Annotated in this window: 14 protein-coding genes; 6 read left to right on the top strand and 8 right to left on the bottom strand. The window is 57.6% G+C overall.

Annotated features, from left to right (window positions below):
• A partial coding sequence (locus ACF8AM_RS09705) for a PAS domain-containing protein (RefSeq protein WP_392555445.1) occupies positions 1 to 454 on the bottom strand: 454 nt, incomplete at its 3' end.
• Between the two features lie 4 nt (positions 455 to 458).
• Positions 459 to 1388, bottom strand: coding sequence for a response regulator (locus tag ACF8AM_RS09710; RefSeq protein WP_392555446.1), 930 nt, complete (start codon positions 1386 to 1388; stop codon positions 459 to 461).
• A gap of 129 nt (positions 1389 to 1517) precedes the next feature.
• On the opposite strand from ACF8AM_RS09710, the gene ACF8AM_RS09715 reads away from it, so the two are divergent.
• Positions 1518 to 2786, top strand: a complete 1269-nt coding sequence (locus tag ACF8AM_RS09715; protein WP_392555447.1) for a lactate racemase domain-containing protein — start codon at positions 1518 to 1520, stop codon at positions 2784 to 2786.
• 390 nt (positions 2787 to 3176) lie between these two features.
• Here the strand turns inward: ACF8AM_RS09715 and ACF8AM_RS09720 are convergent, their stop codons facing one another.
• Entirely contained in the window at positions 3177 to 4193 is a 1017-nt protein-coding gene (locus tag ACF8AM_RS09720) for a hypothetical protein (protein WP_392555448.1), read from the bottom strand.
• Between the two features lie 398 nt (positions 4194 to 4591).
• On the opposite strand from ACF8AM_RS09720, the gene ACF8AM_RS09725 reads away from it, so the two are divergent.
• The 3 genes from ACF8AM_RS09725 (at position 4592) to ACF8AM_RS09735 (ending at position 9526) form a co-directional block, all read left to right on the top strand.
• On the top strand, positions 4592 to 5785 hold the full coding sequence (locus ACF8AM_RS09725; protein WP_392555449.1) for a phosphoglycerate kinase: 1194 nt from the start codon (positions 4592 to 4594) through the stop codon (positions 5783 to 5785).
• A 186-nt stretch (positions 5786 to 5971) separates the two neighbouring features.
• Positions 5972 to 7342, top strand: a complete 1371-nt coding sequence (locus ACF8AM_RS09730) for a Gfo/Idh/MocA family protein (RefSeq protein ID WP_392555450.1) — start codon at positions 5972 to 5974, stop codon at positions 7340 to 7342.
• A gap of 336 nt (positions 7343 to 7678) precedes the next feature.
• Entirely contained in the window at positions 7679 to 9526 is a 1848-nt protein-coding gene (locus ACF8AM_RS09735; protein ID WP_392555451.1) for a glycoside hydrolase family 97 catalytic domain-containing protein, read from the top strand.
• 579 nt (positions 9527 to 10105) lie between these two features.
• Here ACF8AM_RS09735 and ACF8AM_RS09740 read toward each other — a convergent pair.
• Genes ACF8AM_RS09740 through ACF8AM_RS09760 form a run of 5 tightly spaced genes read right to left on the bottom strand, consistent with a single transcriptional unit; the run spans position 10106 to position 16158 of the window.
• Entirely contained in the window at positions 10106 to 10648 is a 543-nt protein-coding gene (locus ACF8AM_RS09740; RefSeq protein ID WP_392555452.1) for a CinA family protein, read from the bottom strand.
• Positions 10645 to 11334, bottom strand: coding sequence for a (d)CMP kinase (cmk, locus tag ACF8AM_RS09745; protein ID WP_392555453.1), 690 nt, complete (start codon positions 11332 to 11334; stop codon positions 10645 to 10647). The genes ACF8AM_RS09740 and cmk overlap by 4 nt, the downstream gene beginning before the upstream one ends.
• Positions 11331 to 13994 (bottom strand): DUF3488 and DUF4129 domain-containing transglutaminase family protein, encoded by a 2664-nt coding sequence (locus tag ACF8AM_RS09750; protein ID WP_392555454.1) that lies wholly within the window; start codon positions 13992 to 13994, stop codon positions 11331 to 11333. The genes cmk and ACF8AM_RS09750 overlap by 4 nt, the downstream gene beginning before the upstream one ends.
• Positions 13987 to 15255 (bottom strand): DUF58 domain-containing protein, encoded by a 1269-nt coding sequence (locus ACF8AM_RS09755; protein WP_392555455.1) that lies wholly within the window; start codon positions 15253 to 15255, stop codon positions 13987 to 13989. Before ACF8AM_RS09755 ends, ACF8AM_RS09750 begins: the two co-directional genes overlap by 8 nt.
• 6 nt (positions 15256 to 15261) lie before the next feature.
• The gene (locus ACF8AM_RS09760; RefSeq protein ID WP_392555458.1) at positions 15262 to 16158 is read right to left on the bottom strand and encodes an AAA family ATPase; all 897 of its coding nucleotides are present in this window, start codon (positions 16156 to 16158) and stop codon (positions 15262 to 15264) included.
• Positions 16159 to 16416: 258 nt separating this feature from the next.
• Here ACF8AM_RS09760 and dprA point away from each other — a divergent pair, with 258 nt between their 5' ends.
• Complete coding sequence (gene dprA, locus ACF8AM_RS09765; protein WP_392555456.1) at positions 16417 to 17643, top strand: DNA-processing protein DprA; 1227 nt, start codon at positions 16417 to 16419, stop codon at positions 17641 to 17643.
• A gap of 287 nt (positions 17644 to 17930) precedes the next feature.
• The coding region (locus tag ACF8AM_RS09770) for a Tex-like N-terminal domain-containing protein (RefSeq protein ID WP_392555457.1) at positions 17931 to 19565 on the top strand (1635 nt) is incomplete at its 3' end.

Genomic DNA, 19565 nt, shown 5'->3' on the forward strand with positions numbered 1-19565 from the left:
AGTAGATGGAATCAGGAATGTTGGCCAGCAGCGTTGTCAGCAGAGATTGTTCGAACTGAGCCGCCTTTTCTTTTTCGACCTTCGCCGTCACATCCCAGAACAGGACCTGGACGCCGAGCAGGTTTCCGTGGTGATCGTGGACGGCTGTTTTGACGCGTTCAATCCAACCGATGGAGTCATCGGCCAATTTCGCGGACTCGACGCTGTGCAGCGATTCGCCCGTTTGCATCACCTTCTGGTCGTCTTCACGATACTTTCGAGCGATTTCGGGCGGGAACAAGTCTTCGTCGTGTTTGCCCGCGAGTTCTTGCCAGGTGACGCCCCGCCATTTCAGGTAGGAATCATTGGCAAAAACGCGTCTTCCGTCGGCCGATTTGATCAGCAGGTTCAGCGGCAATGCGTTGGCGAGCGCGCGGTAGGTCGAAGACGTTTGAAATTCAGAGACGCTACTCATCAGTTCACTCTGTACCGCATCGTTTGACGAGTGTGATTTGGTTGCCCGCGTCGTTGAACCACATTTGGTCGACGAAACTGGCGATCAACAGCAGCCCCTGTTTGTCGCCTTGTCCCACCCCATCGGCGCTGGCCGCAAGCGAACTGGAGTCGAGTTCACCGGCCTGTGGCACGTCGGAGGTGTCGAAGCCGGGGCCTTGGTCCGCGATGACGATCCGAATGGCGTGCTCGGACGCGGTGGCTTCCACGTGCGTCAGCCGGCTTTTGTAGGGCTCTTGCGACAAACGTGATTTCATCGCGTCGTTGAGGATGCCTTCGCGAGCAAGTTGGCCATGGGTTGGTTGTTTGTCGCGAGGGATTTCCAAGTTGCCGTGCAACATGGCGTTGGTCAGGGCGTGCTCCACCGCGACGCCCAAGCGGACCATTTCGATGCTGGGTAGCAATTCCATTCCAGCGCTGACTTGCATCAGCAAACCCACCAACGGCGAGATCAGTTCGGGATCGGATGGAAGGTCGAAGACAAACACGTTTTTCTTCAGCGTCGAAATCAACTTCGCATAAGAAGCGTCGCTGCGAATGACCCCCAGCACATCGACGATGGTGTCGTTGAGCAGATCGGACATGCGAGTCTTGGGCACGTAACCGGCGGCACCACGACGCAGGGCTTCGGCGGCGAGTTCTTCACTGCCGTGACTGGTGACCAAGATGCTGGGGATGTGCGAGAAATCGGCTCGCATGCATTCGACGAGCTGAAGTCCATTGATTTCAGGCATCTCCAGGTCGGTGATGACGAGATCCGGAGCTTGCTCCTTGAGATGCGAAAGGCCCAGTTGGCCGTTGGCGACGTGGACGACTTCGTGGTTGGCTGCCTGAAGCAGCATCGTCATTTCGACCGCCTGGGTCGCACTGTCCTCGACGAGTAAGATCTTGGCCATCACATCTACCTCTTTTGTATTGAGCAAGCAGGACAGGCGTGGTTCCGGCGAAGGAACCACCCCTCATCTTAGGGCCAATGACAGAGAGAATGTGCCATCCCCTTCAAAATTGTCGCTGGAGCGAGCTGAATGACCCTCTATTTTTCTGCCGGATCGGAAACCACTTCGTTGACAACGGATGACCTCCGCGATGCTTTGAAGCAGACGTTTGACGCGATCAAGCGGCCCGAACGCGTGTTGTTGTTGCCTCCCGATGCGACGCGATTGTTCAGCCGAGCGGGCGAATTGACGGTGCTTTGCCACGAATTATTGGGCGATCGGGTGAAGGACATCATGCCCGCCCTGGGCACTCACACGCCGATGAAACCCCATCAACTGGACCACATGTTCCCCGGCGTGCCTCATGATTTGTTCCGCCCACATCGTTGGCGAGAAGACGTCGTGGAACTCGGCCAAGTCCCAGCGGAATACGTCAGCGAAGTCACCGGCGGTGTGTATACCCAAAGCTGGCCTGCACAGGTCAACAAGATGCTGCGAGACGGGGGGCACGATTTGATTTTCTCGTTGGGCCAAGTCGTGCCTCACGAAGTCATCGGGATGGCGAACTACAACAAGAACGTGTTTGTGGGCACCGGGGGCGTCTCGGGTATCAACGAGAGTCACTACCTCAGTGCGATGGTTGGCATCGATCAGACACTAGGAATCGCGGACACACCCCTGCGAAAGATTCTGAACTACGCCTCCGATCATTTCTGTGATGACATGCCCTTGCTGTACGCATTGACGGTGATCCAGCAAATGAAGGATGGCACCAAGCACACCCGCGGTTTGTTCATTGGTGATGATCACGAGACGTTTTTCCGGGCTGCTGAACTGGCTCGCAAGGTCAACATCACTCATCTGCCAAAGGCACCCAAGCATGTGGTCGCTTACTTGGACCCCGACGAATTCAAAAGCACTTGGTTGGGCAACAAAGCGATCTATCGAACTCGAAAAGCCATCGCGACGGGCGGGCGGTTGACCGTCATCGGCCCCGCCGTGGAAGAGTTTGGCGAAGACCCACGCATCGACCAATTGATTCGCAAGTATGGCTATCGCACCAAAGCCGAGGTGATGCAGTTGGTGGCTGAGAATGAAGACTTGGCTGGCGATCCGTCCGCGGCAGCTCACTTGGTTCACGGTTCACCGGAGAACCGATTTGAAGTTGTTTACGCGGCTGGAAAACTGAGCGACGAAGAGATCGCTTCGGTTGGATTCACGCCGGGGGATCTGGATGCGTTGATGAAACGATATGACGTTCACACGTTGCAGGATGGTTTCCACACGGATGAGGATGGATCCGAGTATTACTTCGTGCAAAATCCCGCCTTGGGGTTGTGGGAAGCTCCGCTGAACTGACGCTCTCTTTGTACAGAAAAGAGGACGAGCGGCCCCCGCCGTGCTTCCACCATCGAACCGGCTGCTCATGCTCGCAACTCGTGCCCAACCTTCGATGACGAGCACCGCTTCGCTGAGGAGATCGTGCCGTTTTGAAGGTCTCTCGGGGCTTCCGCCCAATGGCACTTACTTTAATTCACCCTCCCCCCTGGGAGGGTCGAGCGAAGCGAGGGGAGGGCTACACACCGGGTCTTAGGTTCGCCCTCCCCGGCCCGAAGCGGGCCGACCCTCCCAGAGGGAGGGTGAAGTAAGTGCCATTCGGTTTCCGCCCCGAGCTAAGCATGACGGCCCCATCCGAGGCAAAACCGAGACGACACACTGACACTGAATGGAGCCAGTGTCGCCACGTGATCACTGGTTCGAGTTTTCGCGTGCTCGCGCGGCGACTTGTTGTCCGCGGCGTGCCACGTCCAGGATGGTCTTTGAGAATTCGTCTCGCGTTGGTTGGTTGACCTGCGGCAATCGAGCTGCGATGTCCAGCATCGCCGATGGATTGCGTTCACTGGCTTCGCTGACTTGAGCGATGAACTGCGCGGTCTGTTCAAAGTTGCTGTCGGCGGAGCGTCCGATGATCGGGCTCATCGTTCGAGCGATCAAATCGATGCCGAGACTGTCCAGTTGCACGAAGCAATCCAGCGTCCCTGAGACTCGCGTGCGTCCGTCTTCGCCAACCTTGTAAGTGGACTCCAGCACGAACACGCCCTTGCCGCGAATTTCGGTTGGCGTCATTTTTCCGTCGTACGATCCGTCGACGACGAAGATGTGTTTGTTGGCATCGCCGTAGACCAAGTCGACTCGGCAGAGTGTGCCCACGCCATCGCTGGCATCGAGTTGATACGGGCCAGTCCGGGTCGATTGAACTTGGGTGATTCCCATCAGATCCCACAACCCTACCAAGACATCCGGGTTGCGAGTCAAGAACAGGAACATATCTCGGTCGCAAGGAATGATTTGCGATGGCAAGCGACGAAACAGAGTGGGCTTTTCCGCGATCCCCAGAATCCGTTGTTTGGCTTCGTCCGTCAGCCGATCCATCGGCAACGCGTCAAGGATTTCTTGGCGATGTGCCGTCGATCCCACTCGTGGTGAACCGGAGTTTGGCAGCAATGAGAATCGACGCGGCGAAGCGGGCTGAGGCGATTGGGCGGATACGGCCGAGCAGACCAAGGTCAGCAGCACTGCAGCAACGATGTGCCTGCACGCAAGCCGACCAATCATGGGGCTGGCCGAGGTGCTTCGGCCGTCCATTTTTCGCGGCGAATGGGTTCGCAGGCGGGGGCCGACGAGAGACCGACCGGAGGCGTTGGCCGCCAGGCTGTCTCGTACCAGGGTGTCTCGCGATGATGTGACCGTTTGGTCATGGCGCATTGCAATCCCGGTGCCAGTTCTCACTCGCACCACCCCCGCTGGTATCGGCTGCGATCGAGAAATGCTCGCTGGCGTTTCCCGTCGCGATAAGGATCGCTCCTGTGAGCGATCGTCCAAAACGACCCCCGGTCGACGTGTGTCAGTTCCACCAAAACTCACGGCGGACCGGTGCTGTTGACGAACCGCAAGCGATTCGTCACCGCTCTCATTGTTTCGGTTGTGACGGTGGCACGACGTGAGAAAAAGAATGCGCGAGGTCGCGTTCTCGATGGGGGGATCGCGGAGTGACCGCGAAAAACAGGGGCTTTTGTCGGTCCCCTTCGCGAAATTGGGTTGCTCGCCGATACTTGTTCACTGAAATCGACCCCACTCAACACCCCCTCGGAGTTTCCCGGCAGATGGCCAAGAAAACCATTGACCAAATCGACGTTCAAGACAAAACCGTCCTCATGCGAGTCGACTTCAATGTGCCTCTCGATGATTCGCTCGCAATCACCGATGACCGCCGCATTCGAATGGCATTGCCCAGCATCAAAAGTGTCATCGATCGCGGTGGGAAGCTGATTTTGATGAGCCACTTGGGACGACCCACCGGAGGCGAAGGCGACGAGAAATACTCGCTCGCGCCGACCGCGAAACGCTTGGGTGAGTTGCTCGGCAGCACCGTTCACTTCGCGACCGACACCGTTGGGGAGGACGCCACCAGCAAAGCCAAATCGCTGGGCGCTGGAGAAGTCTTGGTGCTGGAAAACTTGCGTTTCAATCCAGGCGAGAAGAAGGGCGACGCGGAGTTCGCTGGCAAGTTGGCTGCCATGGCAGACGCTTACTGCAACGACGCCTTTGGAACTTGCCACCGCAAAGACGCGTCGATGGTCGCCGTCCCCGAAGCGATGGCCGGCAAGCCCCGCGTGGTCGGGCACTTGGTCGCCAAAGAGATCCAGTATCTCACCGATGCGATCAGCAGCCCCGAGCGACCCTTCGTCGCGATTCTGGGCGGAGCAAAGGTCAGCGACAAAATCAACGTCATCAACAACCTGCGGGGTATATGCGATGCGGTTTTGATCGGTGGAGCGATGGCTTACACATTCTCATTGGCCAGTGGCGGCAAAGTCGGCAAGTCGTTGGTCGAAAAGGACAAGGTTGACTTGGCGAAAGAGCTGATGGCCAAGGGCGGCGACAAACTGCATCTTCCTGTCGACACGCACTGCGGTGACGACTTTGGAAACATCGCTGGTTGCAACAAGAAGGTTGTTCCCGCCGGTGAGATTCCTGATGACATGGAAGGTTTGGACATCGGACCTGAAACCGCGAAGAAGTACGCCGATGTGATCCAGTCGGCCAAGACGATTGTTTGGAACGGGCCGATGGGCGTGTTCGAAAAGCCACCGATGGACGCTGGCACCAAAGCGGTCGCTCAAGCGATTGCGGACGGCGACGCGATCAGCATCATTGGGGGTGGCGACAGTGCCGCTGCCGTTGATCAGCTCGGATTTGCCGACGACGTCAGCCACGTCAGCACCGGTGGTGGTGCCAGCTTGGCGATGTTGGAAGGCCAAGCCTTCGCAGCCGTCGATCTGCTCGACGAAGCCTGAGCCGCACAGGGCTCTTAGGGCCGAGAGCTGAGTCTTAGCGGTCGAGTGGGGTTGAGGAAAGTCGCAGAACGGCGAGTGACATTCGATCTTGGCCCAATTTCAAAATGGACGGCAAAATTGCATTAAACTGGGGAGAACATACGTGTTCTTCCCACCCGTGCATTCTCCAACAGGAGCCCGCCCATTATGCCGAAAACCACTCGATCGAACGTCGATTCAACCTCCGCCACCGACATGGTTGCTGACAGCAACGCGCCGACCCGTCGCCGTTTCATCGGCACGGGGGCGGCTTTGTCAGCCGGGGTCGCCGCCACCGCAGCGACTCGCCCAATTCGCGGGGCTGAGCCCGCTGAATCGGTCAGCAAATCACCCAACTCCCACATTCGATTGGCGTTGGTTGGGGCTGGCGGCCGGGGAACGGGAGCGATCAACGATTCGCTCACCATCAACGAGAATGTCTCGCTCGCCGCAATCGCGGATGTCGAAGGCGACAAGCTCGGCAAAATCTGCGAGTCGCTCACGAAACGCCATGGGGACAAGGTCGCCGTGGAACCATCCAAGATGTATGGCGGCATCGACGCGTACAAACGGGTCCTTGATGATCCTCAAATCGATGTCGTGTTGTTTGCAACTCCACCGGGATTTCGACCTCGGTATGTCTTGGATGCGGTCGAAGCAGGAAAGCATGTCTTCGCTGAGAAACCAACCTGCGTCGATCCCGTTGGCTACCGCGTGTGTGTCGAAGCGAATGACAAAGCCATCGCGAACAAAACTTCGATTGTGACCGGCACCCAGTACCGCCGGCAAACGAACTATGTCGAAGCGATCAAGCGACTGCACGATGGTGCGATTGGAGACATCATCTCCGCCACCTCTCGTTATTGCAGCAACGGGATTTGGAACAAGACTCGCAAGGAAGGCATGAGCGACACCGAGTACCAGATCTACAACTGGATGCACCTCATGTGGTTGTCAGGTGACGAGATTGCTGAGCAAGCGGTGCACAACATCGACGCGATCAACTGGATCATGGGCGGACCGCCTGAGTCGGCCTATGGCAGCGGCGGTCGGTTCACTCGCCCCGAAGGCAGTGAGATGTGGGACAGCATGAGCATCGACTACCTGTATCCCGGTAACCGGACCGTTTCGTTCAAGTGCCGCCAAATTCCAGGCTCGCAGACCGATAATTCCAACGTGATTTATGGTTCCAAAGGTATTTGCACGATCTATGGTATCAATCGTGGGGCCATGATCCACGATCGCGATGGCAAAGAATTGTGGTCGATGAAAGGTGATTTGGGCGCAGCCTACAAGCAAGAGCACAAGGACCTCGTCGACAGTGTTCGTTCAGGCCAACCGATCGTTGAATTCAAAGAGACTTCAGAGAGTTCGCTGACCGCGGTGCTCGGACGCATGGCGGCCTACACTGGCAAGTTGGTGACGTGGGATTTTGTGGTGAACGAATCGACATTGGATTTGTTTCCAGAAAACCTGGACATGAAAGCGTCCCTGCCCGAACCCGCTTTCGCGATCCCCGGCAAGACCAAGTTGGTCTGATCTCAAGTGTCACAGGCTTCCGGTCTGTGATTGATTTCATACGCAGCAGGTCCCTCGCGGGCGCTACCGATTTGGTGCTTGCTGCGTTTTCGAGTGGTGGCAAACGCCCGCTGGATTCACCATGACAGGCGGTTTGTTTTATCTGTCACCAAAGTCTGGGTTTCCGAGCTGATCGCGAAACCCATCTTGTGCAGCGGTTGAATCACAAAGCGTCGTCGCATCGATTCAAGGTAAAATCGATTTGCCTGTTCCCCTTTGGCCTTCCCCTCGCTTGCCGCTATCTGGCAAGTGCTCAACGGTCGTGCCAACCATTGTCGAATCTAAATGATGATCTCAATGCCAAAGCTGGTTTCTTTTCCAATTGCATGTTGGTTGCTCCTCTCTACATCGAACTGCAATTGGGCAGCGGAAGAGACAACGATCGTGTCTCCATCCGGAGATCATTCGATTCAGTTTTCGCTTCATGATGGGGTGCCGCATTACAGCGTCGCGTTTCGGAACGTCCCCATTCTTGAGAATTCAGAGCTCTCTCTGGTTCTAGATGGAGGCGAACTCGGTGATCGGTTCGTTGTCGAGAGCAAGCAGGCCGATTCGGCGAACGGGAGTTGGGTTCCCGTGGTCGGTTCAAGAGCTTCCTACCCTGATTCCTACAATGAATGTGTCATTCAGCTTCGTGGGGGAAATCAGAAGGCACTTCGACTTGAGCTAACCTTCCGTGCATACGATGAAGGGGTGGCGTTCCGTTACACGATTCCTCCGCAGGAAGGGATCGATGAGTTGGAACTGAAATCAGAAGACACACACTTTCAGTTCACCGACGATCACTTTGTTTACTGGGATGATTATCCGCAAGCACGGTATTCGAAGCTGCGAATCTCTGAGATGCCGGGCCGTTCGATTCGCCCGCTGCTGGTCGAAGCCGGATCGCATTTCGTGGCAATCGCAGAAGCTGGAAGCATTGGGCACTACGCTCCCATGATGTTGAATCGATCCGGTAAGAATCAATTGGTCACGCGGTTTCGAAGCGGGACTGTGTCAGCAAGCAAGTCACTGACGACGCCTTGGCGAGTGATCATGGTGGCGGAACAACCTGGGACGTTGGTTGAAAATCACTATTTGCTTCAAAACCTGTCACCGCCGTCCAAGCTGAATGACACCTCATGGATCCAACCTGGAAAGGTCTGGCGAAGCAGCCTGACGACGAAGGGTGCCAAAGCGATCATCGACTACGCCGCCGCGAACAACTACCAATATGTGCACTATGACGCGGGCTGGTATGGCCCCGAACGCGATGCGAATTCGAACCCACTGACGGTCATCGATTCGATCGACATGCAGGAGACGATTCGTTATGCGAATGAGCACGGTATCGGATTGATCTGCTACATCAACAAAATTGCCATGTCACGATACGACCTGGACAAAACATTTCAGACGTACCAGCAATGGGGCATTCGCGGGGTCAAGATGGGGTTTGTTGACTGGACGAGCCAGTCAGACATGGAATTCTTGTACGCTGCCATCGAGAAAGCCGCGAAGTACAAACTGATCGTTGATATTCATGACAACTTTCGGTTGACCGGGATCGAACGCACCTACCCACATCTGTTGACCGTCGAAGGAATCCTTGGAAATGAGGAATTGCCAGAGAAAGGGAATCCGCCAAAGAATGTTCTGACCACCTCGTATGCTCGCATGATCGCAGGGGCTGGCGATTACACGCCCTGTTATTTGAATGGCCGTGTCGTCAGCCGTTCGTTTCAGCTTGCTTTGGGAGTCGTGTTCTACAGTCCGCTGCAATACCTGCATTGGTACGACCAAGCCGATCGATATCCAGAGAATCGTTATCCTGAACTTGAGTTTTGGAAGGAGATGCCAACGACTTGGGATGACTCGAAGGTGGTCCACGGATCCATCGGAAGCTACATGACGGTCGCCAGGCGGAAAGGCGATCGGTGGTTCGTGGGAACGATTGTCGACGAAGCCCGAAGCCTCGACATCCCGCTCGATTTCTTGGGCCCGGGAGAGTTTGCCGCCAAAATCTACGCGGAAGATCCAGACGACAAAAAGCAGGTGGTCATTCAGTCACGCCAGGTCACCGCGAATAGCCAATTGACGGCCACGATGAGTTCCGGAAGCGGATGCGCGATCATGATTTCGCCGATGCCAACATCGACCAAGTGATTTCTGAAAGCTTGTTGGCATTGGACTTGGCCGCATCAGCAGAAAGTGGTGCAACGTTCACCCTGAAATATCGGTTCCTGTCGAACTTTCCAGCGACATGTCAAAGGCTTCGAAACAGGAAGGAATGCCGCGCAAGAAATGAAAGACAACCTGGGGATTGTCGAAAATGATTTGGCTCTTCCGCCGAATCGAAGGATGGACACGTCTTGAGACGTGGTTGAACCGGGGGCTGTGTGTCGACCTCGGATTGGGCTCAGCATCAAACGGCACGCGCGAAGTCGCACCGTTTGCAGTGGATGTGGAAAGAAACGCCCCGGATATGGCAACCGAGGAGAAAGGTGGTTTGAGTTTGTGCCGCTGTGGGGCTTCCCGGTGTTCTTTCCTTGCTCGATGACTCGCAGCCTGAGTCGTCCAGTCGCGGTAAACGTTTGCCTTCATTGAAGGAAACAAAGCAAAACGGCGAGTGAGTTCCAACTTTATCAACGCTTTGATTTTGAACTGATTCCTGTTGTGACCCGCGGCCCAGGGCTTCGAGTGATGAAGCATCGGCTTCGGTAAGCAGGAGTCATCGGGAAGCAGCTATTCGTTGGCCGGGATGCGTCCAGGCAACGACAAGTGGCGTTGGATTGCGGCGAGGAAGTTGGCGGTGGCTTCGGTTTGTCGGGACTGGCGGGTGGAGCTGCGAAGGACGATTCGTTGTGCTTCAAGTTCGCATCCGCGTTGCAGGACGGCGATGAAGAGGATGCCGTCCACCGCGGGTGGAGCGTCGGGGCCGAGGTGCCCTGTGATGGTGGCTGCGATGGTTGCGTCGGGGGTGCGTTCCAGGACCGAAGTCGCCATCGCGTTGGTGATCGCTTGGCTTTCAGCGGTGTGCTGTTTCAAGTCGGCTGCGGTGATTCCGAGCCACGCTTGTTTGGTGGTTTCTCGGTAGGTCACTGCACTGCCGCAGAACACTTGGGACGCACCAGGGATGCTTCCGATCGCTGCAGCGGCTGCGCCACAGGTGCAGCTTTCTGCCAAGATCAAACGGTGTTGCGATTGTTTCAATTGAGCGACCAGTCCTGCGGCGATGGCAGCGGGAGTGTTGGTGTCGTCGCTTGGATCAATGGCAGGCGTGGTCATGCGTTGGCATCACCCGAGGTGGAATTGGTCGCCGAGGCATCCAGGCAATTGCGTGCCAATCGCAGGACCTCTTCGCGAACTTCGTCAGGTGTCATGCCATCGGTTTGCAGGACGATCGCGTCGGCAGCGGCTCGCAATCTTCCAACGGGCCGCATTCGATCTTCGAGATCGCGTTGATTTTGGGCTGCCAGAATTTCTTCCACCGACATCACGCGGCCGTTTTGGGCGAGTTGTTGTTGTCGGCGGCGGGCGCGTTCTTCCGGCGAGGCGGTCAGAAAGATTTTGCAGTGCGCGTCGGGGAAGACTTCGGTGCCTTGATCGCGGCCTTCGGTGACGATGTCACGTCCGGCAGCGATGCGGCGTTGTTGGGCCGAGATCCGCTCGCGAATTCTTGGCGGGTCGGCCAGGTGTCGAATGTGGGTGGTGACCTGCGGGGCGCGAATTTCCTCGGAGATGTCTTGGTCGTCCAGGAAGATGCGGTCGTCTTGCCAGACCAAACAGGCTGCGTCGGCGAATTCGGCCAATGCGTCGACGTCATCCCAAGCGATTTCGCGTCGCATGGCACCCCAGGTCACCGCGCGATACATCGCTCCGGTATCGAGGAATTCGAACCCGAGTTCCTGGGCAACGCGTCGCGCGATGCTGCTTTTGCCCGCCCCGGCTGGACCGTCGATGGTGATGATCATGGAGAGGAATGCTTTGCAATTTGGCGAAGGGTGTTCAGTGCGTCTTCCAGGTCGGGACGCGACGACAGTACCGAGTCGGTGGAGGACGCGAGGGCAGCGGCCTTTGGGTTTGCGGCGGTGCCCTTGGGGCTGGTGCTGGAGACCGGGCCGGTGGGTTTTATTTTTGCCACGGGCAATTGCCCATACCGTAATGCGTAGAAGGCGTCGGTCAATCGACGCATGGGGCCATGAAGTTGCTGCCATGTTCGAGCGGAGTCTGGCGGGAGTTCGGCGGGCGCGGCATGGCTGGATCGCAAGCCCATGGAGGTGTCGGCGATTTCCAGTTGCCGAGTCAGTTCCTCAGGAGTTTGCCCGGGGCTTCTTTCAATGCCGAGCGTCGAAAGCAGGTCGAGTGCTTCGGCGTAGAACGGGATCGTGGGACGAGGTGCTTTGGTTGGTCGGTGTTTGCCAAGTTTATTCCGCAGCCATCGTGGGAAGCGGATTTTCAATCCGATCAAGGCCAGGATGGTGAGCGCGATCGCCACGACGGCACCCTGCCAAGAAAACAGTTCCCCACCGCCAATGCCTTCGACATCGCCTGAATTGATTCGCATCGCGAATTCTTTGGTGCGATCAATCCACGATCGATAGGACGCCGTCATGGGAGCCAAACCCGGTGTCGACATCAGCGCCGTTTCCTGCCGCTTGGAATCCATCTCAATCACATAGTCGTCCCACAGATCCTGTGCAAAATCCAGCATCTGGTTGCTGCCCGCTTCGGTTCCAGCCACGCCTCCGCCACCCGGGGTTGGATCCAAACGCAGCCAGTAGTAGTCCGACTTGGGTTGTCCATAAACCGAAGTTCCGATGGGAATGTCTTCGCGAGCGATCAAGGCTTCCGCCCAGACGTGAGCATGGTTTTGACGAACGATGAAGTATTGCCCCAGTTCGCTGAACTCGTCGGTGTGGTAGCCCACGACCAAGCGAGCCGGGATGTTCTGGCTGCGCAGCATCATCACCAACGCCGACGCGAAAAATTGGCAGTGGCCTCGTCGGTCTGTGGAAAGGAACTGCTCAATCGGGTCGACCCCAACCATCGCGGATGGATTGGGTTGCAACGAATAGCGGAAGTCGCGGTTCAGCGACAAATGTTTTTGAAGGGCCTCGGCGATGCTGGCGGAGGTGCGTTTGTTCGGCGGCAGGTCTTCAACGACTTTGTTGGCCATTGATTCAGCGGTGGGAATCAGGACCTGTGGGTATTCCAGCAATTGGTCCAGGTAATTCAGGTCGTTGACGGTCAGGTCGTTGGGGGAATTGGGGGTCTCCAAGGTCCGATCGAGCACGGGGGTTTCGTATGCCAACCAGCGGCTCTGAACGCCACTGCGAAACGCGTGGGTTCCAAATTGGTACTTGACCGGTGGGTACCAGGGTGTCCCCATTTCACCGGCGGAGACGGAGCCTCCTGACTGGCTGCGACGCGCGATCGTCCACTTGCCGCGGAGTTCCATCAGATCGTCACTGCCGGGTGACCAGTGATAGGGCGCGATAGCGAAGAGCGACTCGGTGGTCATCGATTCGCAAGCAACGCGAACATTGACGCGATCATAAAAATTCGTGTCGCTGATTCGTCGGGGGACAAATTCGGGCGGGAGTGGTGGTGGCGGTGATGTGGAAACCGGGGTTGCTCGCCAACTCGTCGCATCATCGGTCAGGTATTGTTCCAGCACTGCGCCCCGCAAATACAAATCGCCGACTGCGGGATAAGGTTTCTTGGTTTTGCGATCGATTAAATCGACTCGGAGAGCACGCTGTGCACTCTGTTGCATTTGAGAGATCGTGGTCAGTTGCAGTTTGTCGCTGAACCCAACCATCGCCGCACCCTGCGAGCTTCCACGGTTGGCGTCCACACGTCGCGGAAGGCCAAAGAAGAACAGGGCGGCAAACATCAGCACGGCCGGGAACAGAATCACAGCGATCATCCAAGGCAGCTTCACGCCCACGCGCGAGAATGCATCGACGGCGGCGGTGTTGTTCCAGGTGATATTGGAATCGTCAGGTTCCGCCTCGTCATCCGATGGCAGCGTTCGCAGGTTGGCCTGTTGGTCGGGCGATTGAGCTTGATCGACCAGGTTGTCGGCGGCAAGCAGCGCGATGGCCATGCCGCTGCAAATTGCTAGCGGAATGAAGAACACCGCGTAAGCGAAGGCATCGTTGAACACCGCCGCGACGACGCAATTCAGCAACGCAAAAACCATCAGTTGTTCGAACAGCCGCGACGTCTTTTCTTGAAGCATCAAGATGGACTGCGCGATGACCAGCAGTTCCGCGACGGTTTCCATTTTGTTGCCAACATGGATGCCTTGTACGAACCCTGACACGCAGTAGATCGCGGCGATTGCCATGGCGGCGTAGGCGATCACGGCGGGCAACGCGAATAGTTTCAGCCAGTCCACCAGCAGGAATCCAGTCATGCTGAAGAACACCACGATGATCGGCAACGATTCGGTTTCTCCGCTGCTGCCGATGACCAGTCCGCTGAGCATGGTCACCAGCGCGAAGGCGAGTTTGGTTCTTAGCCGAAGCGGCGAATCGGGGATGGTTTCAGTGATCGCCTGCAGTTCACGCAAGTTGAGCGCGTCGGAGCGGCTCATGTCATCGTCAGTGATCGAAGCGTCACTCATGAAGTGCCTCGGCGGATGATTGGGAAGACGATCCTGCGGCGATCCAGGTCATGGCGTCTCGGCTCGACAGATTGACCCAGTTCAATCGGCCTCGTTGCTGCCATTGTCGCAAGAGCGAGGCTTGGTTGTCATTGGCTTCCAATACTTCTGCCAGTGGTCTTGGGCTGAGCACGACCAAATCGGGCAAGTGCTTGACCGCCTGGCCCACTTGTTCCAGCGATTGGTCCAAATCGGGGGTTTCGGTGGTTTGAGTGCGAGCGAGGATTTGCAGCATCCGGCGCAGGGTTTCGCGAGAGAATCCGCCGCCGCAGGTTTCGTTTTGTTGTCCGGCAACGCTCAGCATGATTTGACTGCCGGAACCCCCGAAGAGTTGAACCACCAGCGTGGCGGCAAGGCTGATCGCGAGTTCGACGTGTTGATGAGGCGGATCGGTTTCAGTCGCGGAGGGTGGGCAATGGGCATCGACCAAGAAGCACAGGTCCAGGCGTCGTTGTTGTTCGAATTGACGAACAACCAGGTCTCCAATTCTGGCGGTGGTTCGCCAGTGAATGTGTCGACGGCTGTCACCTCGACGGTATTCGCGAAGCCCAAAGAAGACTTCGTCGGCGTGTCCTTGGCGGTGAGCGGAGGAGGACACGTTGCCCAGTTTGGTGGGCAACAGTTGCCGCCAAGATCGGTTGAGGGAAAGCAGACGCGGGTACACGTCGACGAATTCTTCTTCTTCGGTTGATTCACGCCATGCTGTTGACAAAGCAAATGGAGCGGTTGTCGAGACTCGCCATTGGCCCATCTGGTAGCGGCCGCGATTTTGGAACGTGATGTCGAGGTAAGCGCTGGTCGCTTGCGAAGGCGGCAGCAAACCCACGCCGGTGTGGATCGAGTGGACGTTGGTCGTCGGTGCCGGAGAGTGGTTGCTGGAATCAGAAGACGTGGTGTCCGCGCCGGTTCGCATGATTTGATCGCTGAGACAAATCAACCACAGCGGCATCAAGCGATGGCGGTTGCTGACTTGATAGCGAATCCGCGCGGCCTTTCCCGCGAACACTTCACTGGGGATTCGTCGATCGACTCGAACGGATTCAATGCTGGATCGGCTGACTCGCCATTGGGCCAGCAAAACGGCCAGTGTCATCGCGGCCACCACGATCAATAAGTTCAGTCCGTTCAGCGAGCCACCAAGAAGCCCAAACATGCCGATCAGCATGAATTGCCAACCGAGCCGCGTCAGACGATTGCGAGTGTTGCGTCGCTGCAATGACATCTTGGTTTAAACCGGCACGGGAATGGGTTCGATCAAATCCGCCAATTGTTGTTCGACCACCGCTCGGTTGCCGCCTTGGAAGATGCCTTCTGCCAAGACGCGGTGGGCCAGCGACGGGACTGCCATTTGTTTGATGTCGTCTGGGGTGACGTAGTCGCGACCACGACGGATCGCCATGGCTTGGCATCCGCGGTGGAAACTGATCAGGCCCCGCGTGCTGACACCGACTTGGAATGCGTCGTGGTGACGCGTTGCTTCGACAATGTCCAGCAAGTAATCGACCAGAGAATCGTCCATGCGGACTTGTCCCACAAAGGTTTGAGCGTCGCTGATTTCGGCGGTGCCCACGACCGATTGAAGAGCGTCAACGGGTTCACCTGATTGGTGAGTCGTCAGGATGTCTCGCTCGACGTTGCGCGACGGGTACCCGATTGAGGTCCTCAAGAGGAATCGGTCGAGTTGACTCTCGGGCAACGCGTAAGTGCCTTCGTATTCAAAGGGGTTTTGAGTGGCGACGACCATGAACGGTTTTGGCAACTCATGAGTCACACCGTCGACGGTGACTTGGCCTTCGCTCATTGCTTCGAGCAGCGCCGATTGAGTTCGTGGTGGGGCTCGGTTGATCTCGTCGGCCAAAACGATGTTGGCAAAAATCGGTCCCGGTGCGAATTCAAATTGGCTGGTGTCGGTGCGGTAAATCATGCTGCCCGTGATGTCGCTGGGCAGCAAGTCAGGCGTGAATTGCAGACGCGTGAACTTAGCGTCCAGGCTGCGAGCGAGTGCTTTCGCAGTCAGCGTTTTGCCGACCCCGGGAACGTCTTCTAGCAAAACATGTTCGCCGGCCAACAACGCGACCACCAACAAGTCGACAAGTTCATCTTTGCCTAAGACGACCTTTGCCAAGTTGTCGCAGAGGTTTTGGCATAAGCCGGACGCGGCCCGAAAAGACATGTGGTCGACCGTGATTTGTGAGCAGAGGGGGAAGGAACGAAGCAGCCGTATGAGGAGAACTGCTATGCTAGTGGCTCCGCGATCGCTTTTCTATTGGCCTGAACCACTGAGGTGGGGCGTCTGGGGTGACACTTTCCCTTGTGGATGTTCACGGCATGGAAGTTTCACCAGGGGCGATTTCGTGCGAACCCATTCAATGGAGCTCATCCGATGAACGACGGTCGATCGAATCCTGATTGTGAACCAAGCGATCACGAGAGTGCGGTGCCAGACGAAGTCGAAGGTATGTTGGACGACAATGAGTCAGACGGCGAGATTCGAAATGAAGACACGACTCGTGAATTGGTGCAGTTGTGTTTGCTTCCTGGGTTGGGGCCAAGGACGTTGACGTCCTTGATGGACGCGTTCGGTTCAGCTCGTGCCATCTTGAACGCGGACAAGAGGTTACTGGCCTCGGTTCATGGCGTGGGGCCGAAGCTGGCTCACGTGATCGAAACAGCGGATGATCATGTTGATATCGAGGACGTGTTCGCTTGGTGTGCGGCCAAGGATGTTGACATTCTGCGTCGTGGACAGTCGACGTATCCCGCAGCACTGGAGGAGCTCGACGACGCCCCGCCATTGATCTTTTGCCGGGGCTCGATTCTGCCTCGCGACACGGTCGCCGTTGCGATTGTTGGGACGCGGCACGCGACGGCTTACGGATTGCAGCAAACGCGCCGCATTGCGATGGATCTGGCGCGAGCTGGGGTGACGATTGTCAGTGGGCTGGCGAGAGGCGTCGACACGGCGGCTCATCGGGCGGCCTTGGAGGCGGATGGGCGAACGATCGCGGTTCTCGGCGGGGGACTCGGGAAAATTTATCCAGCAGAAAATGGGGCCCTGGCGGACGACATTTCTCAGCACGGGGCCGTGATCAGCGAATACGCTCCGATGGCGCAGCCACGCGGCGGAATGTTCCCCCAACGCAACCGAATCATCGCGGCACTCGGGCAAGCGACGTTGGTCATCGAGGCTCCGATGCGGAGCGGGTCGCTGATCACCCCTCGTTTGGCAACGGAGCTTGGGCGGTACGTTGGAGCCCTTACCGGGCAGGTAAACAGCCGGGCTTCGCAGGGGTGTCACCACCTGATTCGAGACGGTGCAACCTTGATTCAGCACGCCGACGACGTGTTGGAACTGCTCGGGCCGCTCAGCAGCGATGTGTCTCGAGCCACCGTGGACGACGGGGGGGATGCGATTCGAGATGGACGTGAAATGACGCTCAACGATCTCGAGCGGCAAGTCCTGTTTGCGGTGGAAACCTCGGGCACCGCCATCGACGAGGTGACGCTCCGCAGCGGGCTTCCCGCCTCTCGGGTCAACGCGATCGTCAGCATTTTGGAGATGAAACGGTTTGTCCGTCGCTTGAGTGGTCAGTATGTATCACGTATCTGAGAAGGTTGACAGTTCGCGCGTACGGCGCTATTCTCCCGCCTTGGTTCCAAGCCTCCGTTCGTGGCTGTTCACCGAAGGTCCTCGCGACGCTGACTTGGCGGCGGTGTTTCGATCCGCCCCATGTGGCTTCATCAGCGATGGTGAATGACGCTTACGATTCAATCTCAACTGTTTCTTTCGATTCGATCGCCGCATTGTTTTGACCGATGGCTAGGTCACTCGTAAGAGGAATCTGCCACGCGCGCATTCGAATCGTCCCACGATGCTAGCAAAGCGACCGACATCCGATGACTGTTGATCTGGACGCAATCGCCCAACGCGGGCGATGCGAGGTCTCGAGTTTACGCCTGGCCCTGCCACTGATTGAGCAAGGTTACACGCCTCCTTTCCTTTCGCGGTATCGCCGTGACGAGCTCGGTGACATCGACGAGGCCAGTCTCTGGAATCTCGCCCATGCGGTGCGGACCCAAAAGAAACTGGACGAGTACCGAGCCGACCTGCAAACCGCTTGGCAGCAAACTCCATTGGCGGATCCTGCGATCGGACGAGCGATCGGCAATGCCCAGTCCAAACGGCTGCTCGATCGGCTGAGTCGCCGCGTCAAATTGGAGTCTGGCGAGTCTGCGGGGCTTGCGCAGCGTCTGGCTGTCCGTGTTTTGAACCCTCGAAAAGGCGACGGCGAAGACCTGAAAGGGCTGGCAGAAGCCTTGGCTGCGGAACCCGCCGCCACCGAAGCCGCGGCGGACGGCGAAGCCCCTGCCACGGAAAATGCGCCAGCCGATGTCGATGGCGTGCTGGCAAAATTGGACGCGACCATCGCGAAGCGATTGATTGGCGATCCGCGAATCGTGAGTGCCGCAGTCCGCTGGCTGTCTCGCAACGCGAAAATTCGCGTGATGGAAGTTCACGACCCGCACATCCAAACGGGAGACGATTCGGCCGAGTCCGCTGAATCTCAGCCCAAAGGACAGAAGTCAAAGGATGCTTCGGACGCACCGGCGGAAGCTCAGCCGAGTGTCGATGCAGCCAAGCCGGCTGCGGAAGCCGCGACGGAAACCACAGAGGCTGCACCAGCGGCGGAAACGCCCGTGGCCGAAGCCGCCACACCGGAAACCGCCGCACCCGAAACCGCGGCTGTCAAGCCAGTTGCGTCGGAGCCCGTTGCTCCCGCTGGCGAACAACCTGCGGCGACTTCGGAGCCAACCGCGGCCGAAACGCCCGCCACGGCGGAGACCGCGCCGGGGGCTGCCCCTGCTGAACCAGTCGCGTCAGAAGCCCCTGCTGCTGATGCCCCTGCGGCGGATGCCACTCCCGCGGCAGATGCTGGCAAGCCTGCTGAGTCGGAAGCTCCAGTCGCCGCTGACCAGTCAGCGGAGTCGGTGACCAAGACAGCTCCTGCGGCCAAGCCAGCTCCGGCTGCCAAAGCAGCGCCCGCGAAAGCGAAGCCGAAGAAGTCCAAGAAGATTTCCCCAAGGCAGCGTCGCCGTCGTTGGTTGGTCAGCACTCTGAAACCCTTGGCTGGCAAAAGCATGCCTGCCAACAAGCTGAGTTCGTTCCAATTGGTCATGCTGGGCCGAGCCCTACGAAGCCAGGTCGCTCAGTGTGCGTTTGATTACGACGCGGCAAAGTTGGTCGCGGAACTGCAAAAAACCGCCGCCGGTTTCAACCGACCGTTGGCGGATCGTCTGTCTGGATTGGTGCTCGAAAACGAAGCGATCATTCGCGACGCTGCGGAAGCGGCGTGGTGGGATGAACTGCAGGAACAGGCCTCTTCGCGATTGGTGGCCATCGCCGCTGACAACCTGCATTCGCAAATCAATCGTGGCGGAGTCGAAGCCAAGGTGGTGATGTCGATCGACGCCGTTGGGCCGCGGACGGCAGCCACATCGATTGTTTCCGCGGACGGTCGCTTGCTGCACTGC

Source organism: Rhodopirellula sp. JB055 (assembly GCF_043100905.1).
Lineage (GTDB): Bacteria > Planctomycetota > Planctomycetia > Pirellulales > Pirellulaceae > Rhodopirellula.

Coding starts and splice junctions, on each gene's coding strand:
- ACF8AM_RS09710 (WP_392555446.1), bottom strand. CDS start 1,388: ATGGCCAAGATCTTACTCGTCGAGGACAGTGCGACCCAGGCGGTCGAA.
- ACF8AM_RS09715 (WP_392555447.1), top strand. CDS start 1,518: ATGACCCTCTATTTTTCTGCCGGATCGGAAACCACTTCGTTGACAACG.
- ACF8AM_RS09720 (WP_392555448.1), bottom strand. CDS start 4,193: ATGCGCCATGACCAAACGGTCACATCATCGCGAGACACCCTGGTACGA.
- ACF8AM_RS09725 (WP_392555449.1), top strand. CDS start 4,592: ATGGCCAAGAAAACCATTGACCAAATCGACGTTCAAGACAAAACCGTC.
- ACF8AM_RS09730 (WP_392555450.1), top strand. CDS start 5,972: ATGCCGAAAACCACTCGATCGAACGTCGATTCAACCTCCGCCACCGAC.
- ACF8AM_RS09735 (WP_392555451.1), top strand. CDS start 7,679: ATGCCAAAGCTGGTTTCTTTTCCAATTGCATGTTGGTTGCTCCTCTCT.
- ACF8AM_RS09740 (WP_392555452.1), bottom strand. CDS start 10,648: ATGACCACGCCTGCCATTGATCCAAGCGACGACACCAACACTCCCGCT.
- cmk (WP_392555453.1), bottom strand. CDS start 11,334: ATGATCATCACCATCGACGGTCCAGCCGGGGCGGGCAAAAGCAGCATC.
- ACF8AM_RS09750 (WP_392555454.1), bottom strand. CDS start 13,994: ATGAGTGACGCTTCGATCACTGACGATGACATGAGCCGCTCCGACGCG.
- ACF8AM_RS09755 (WP_392555455.1), bottom strand. CDS start 15,255: ATGTCATTGCAGCGACGCAACACTCGCAATCGTCTGACGCGGCTCGGT.
- dprA (WP_392555456.1), top strand. CDS start 16,417: ATGAACGACGGTCGATCGAATCCTGATTGTGAACCAAGCGATCACGAG.